2 protein-coding genes, 1 tRNA gene and 1 pseudogene are annotated in these 2,096 nt (G+C 60.4%); 1 reads left to right on the forward strand and 3 read right to left on the reverse strand.

The window, feature by feature from the left end; genetic code table 11:
- Positions 1–417: 417 nt before the first annotated feature.
- Positions 418–493: transfer RNA gene (locus tag EN742_RS32825), tRNA-Lys, on the reverse strand.
- Between the two features lie 296 nt (positions 494–789).
- Here EN742_RS32825 and EN742_RS32830 point away from each other — a divergent pair.
- A complete protein-coding gene (locus EN742_RS32830) occupies positions 790–1,245 on the forward strand; it encodes a BA14K family protein (RefSeq protein WP_126054717.1) in 456 nt (151 codons plus the stop codon).
- Positions 1,246–1,337: 92 nt separating this feature from the next.
- Here EN742_RS32830 and EN742_RS32835 read toward each other — a convergent pair whose 3' ends face one another.
- On the reverse strand, positions 1,338–1,814 hold the full coding sequence (locus tag EN742_RS32835) for a DUF6882 domain-containing protein (RefSeq protein WP_126054718.1): 477 nt from the start codon (positions 1,812–1,814) through the stop codon (positions 1,338–1,340).
- A 32-nt stretch (positions 1,815–1,846) separates the two neighbouring features.
- Positions 1,847–2,096 (reverse strand): annotated as a pseudogene (locus tag EN742_RS32840) (FGGY-family carbohydrate kinase); the annotation flags it as partial.

Here is a 2,096-nt window from a genome sequence, read left to right on the forward strand (position 1 = left end):
GTCACGAATGATCAATCGGACGGCTTCAGGTCGGGAAACCTCATGTTCGGCAACAAACTGATCGACGCCCGCGAGCATGTCCGGTTGAAGGCGGACCATGATCGGCACGCCCTTTCCGGTTGGGACCGGTCCCCGCCGTTTCTTTGATATCACGGTTTCGTGCTTTGGCATAAAAACTCTGATATCAGAATTTCGGTTCTTGCGAAAGCGCTAGAGCCTCACACAAACCGAATTGGAGAAGATCCGATGCCGAACAACTATGTTCGGGCAGCCGCCCAAGGTGCATGACATCCAACAACATTGTGAAGTTTGGCCCGCTGCCTCGGCGGCGGGCCATTTTGTTAGGTTCCTGTTAGGAGAACCGCCCTCGCCCGTTCCAGGTGAGAAACGATATCACATTGCATTCATTGAAAAATTTGGTGAGCGCGTCGGGGTTCGAACCCGAGACCTACTGATTAAAAGTCAGTTGCTCTACCGGCTGAGCTACGCGCTCCCGCGGGCTCGATTAAGGCCGCCCTCGAAATTGCGCGGAACATAGGGAGAGTGCCGCGACGGGTCAACCGGAAAAACATGGCCTACAGGCTGGATTTTCGCTGTGTTCGGCGCGGCATTGTGGCCATGCGGGCATGCGCGGCATAGCGCATGAGAGGGGCGAAGGGCTTGCCTCCGTAAAACGCCACCACCGTCAAGGCGCATTCTGCAATCTGAACGGGAACCTGGGAACAATTGCCTATGTCGCCCGTTTTTTCGGACACAAGGGACGTCAACAACCCTTCGAGGAGAAGAGCGATGAACAGGATCGCATCCAGCCTGCTGGCGGCCGCGCTGTCGGCGTCTTTCGTGGCGGCGGACATTGTGCCAGTCAATGCCCAGCCAAATTATGTACCGCTGGGCCAGGGGCTGTCTTCGGACGTCCAGACTGTGCAGTACCGGGACTGGAGGAGACACCGCGCGCTCAATCGCGAATTCTCGCGCCGGGACGGTGTCGTGTACTGGAATGGCCATCGCGGTTATCGCGAATATCGTCGCGGCTATCGCCGTCACGGCGACTTCTGGTTCCCGCTGGCGGCCTTCGCCACGGGCGCGTTGATTACCGGTGCCATCATCAACAACCAGAACCGTGTCTATCGCGGTGGCGATGCCCATGTCCAATGGTGCTACGACCGCTACCGCTCCTACCGCGCCTGGGACAACACGTTCCAGCCGTACAACGGCCCGCGTCAGCAGTGCTATTCGCCCTACTGACCTGATCATCGGAACACGGGAGGCTGCGGAGGCCCGTGCCGGCAACGGCACGGGCCTTTCGCGACATCCCGGTCAAGGAAGCGATCCGCGGATCAACTGGCCCAGCCGATGGTCTTGAAGATCAGATACAGGCCTCCGCCTTCACCGCGTGGGGAGCGGTAAGCGCCGAGTGCATCGCAGATGCGAACCATTGCCCCGCTCAGCCCCCAGCCGAGCGCCTCCAGGTCATTGTTCGTGTCGAGCACATAGGCCTGAGCCAGCTCATCGATGCCTTTTTCCTCGCCGAAGGACCGAACCCGCTTGGCGTCTTCGAGGAGTTCGCCGGGCAGGTTTGAATTTGCCCAGGCCCACAGCCAGTTGTCAGCTTTGGCGCTCGTACTGCCCGCAATCTGGATCTCGGCGACGACCTTGATAACGCCTTGCTCCGAGAACAGGAGCTTTCGTGCCTTCAGATCGTAGTCGTAGCGCGGCCAGCTGCCGAGGCGGAAATCCTTCTGCAGGCGGTCGTTCTTGGCTTTCAGCTGATCGAAAGCCTCTTCGCGCCAGCCAGTATACCAATCTGGATTCATTCACCCCTCACCCAGCCGATCTCGCTGCCGATTTATGGCACGCTCAGCGTCCTGCGCACAGCGTCACGCCAGCCCGCCAGCTTGGCGGTGCGTGCCGCAGTGTCCATCTTCGGCTTGAAGCGGCGGTCGAGCGCCCAGGTCTTGGCGAACTCCTTTGCCTTCGGCCACACACCCGCCTTCGAGCCGGCAAGCCAGGCAGCACCGAGCGCCGTCGTGTCCAGGATGGTCGGTCGGTCGACCGGCGCATCGAGGATGTCGGCCAGCCGCTGCATCGTCCAGTCG

Source organism: Mesorhizobium sp. M4A.F.Ca.ET.020.02.1.1, assembly GCF_004022645.1.
Classification (GTDB): domain Bacteria; phylum Pseudomonadota; class Alphaproteobacteria; order Rhizobiales; family Rhizobiaceae; genus Mesorhizobium.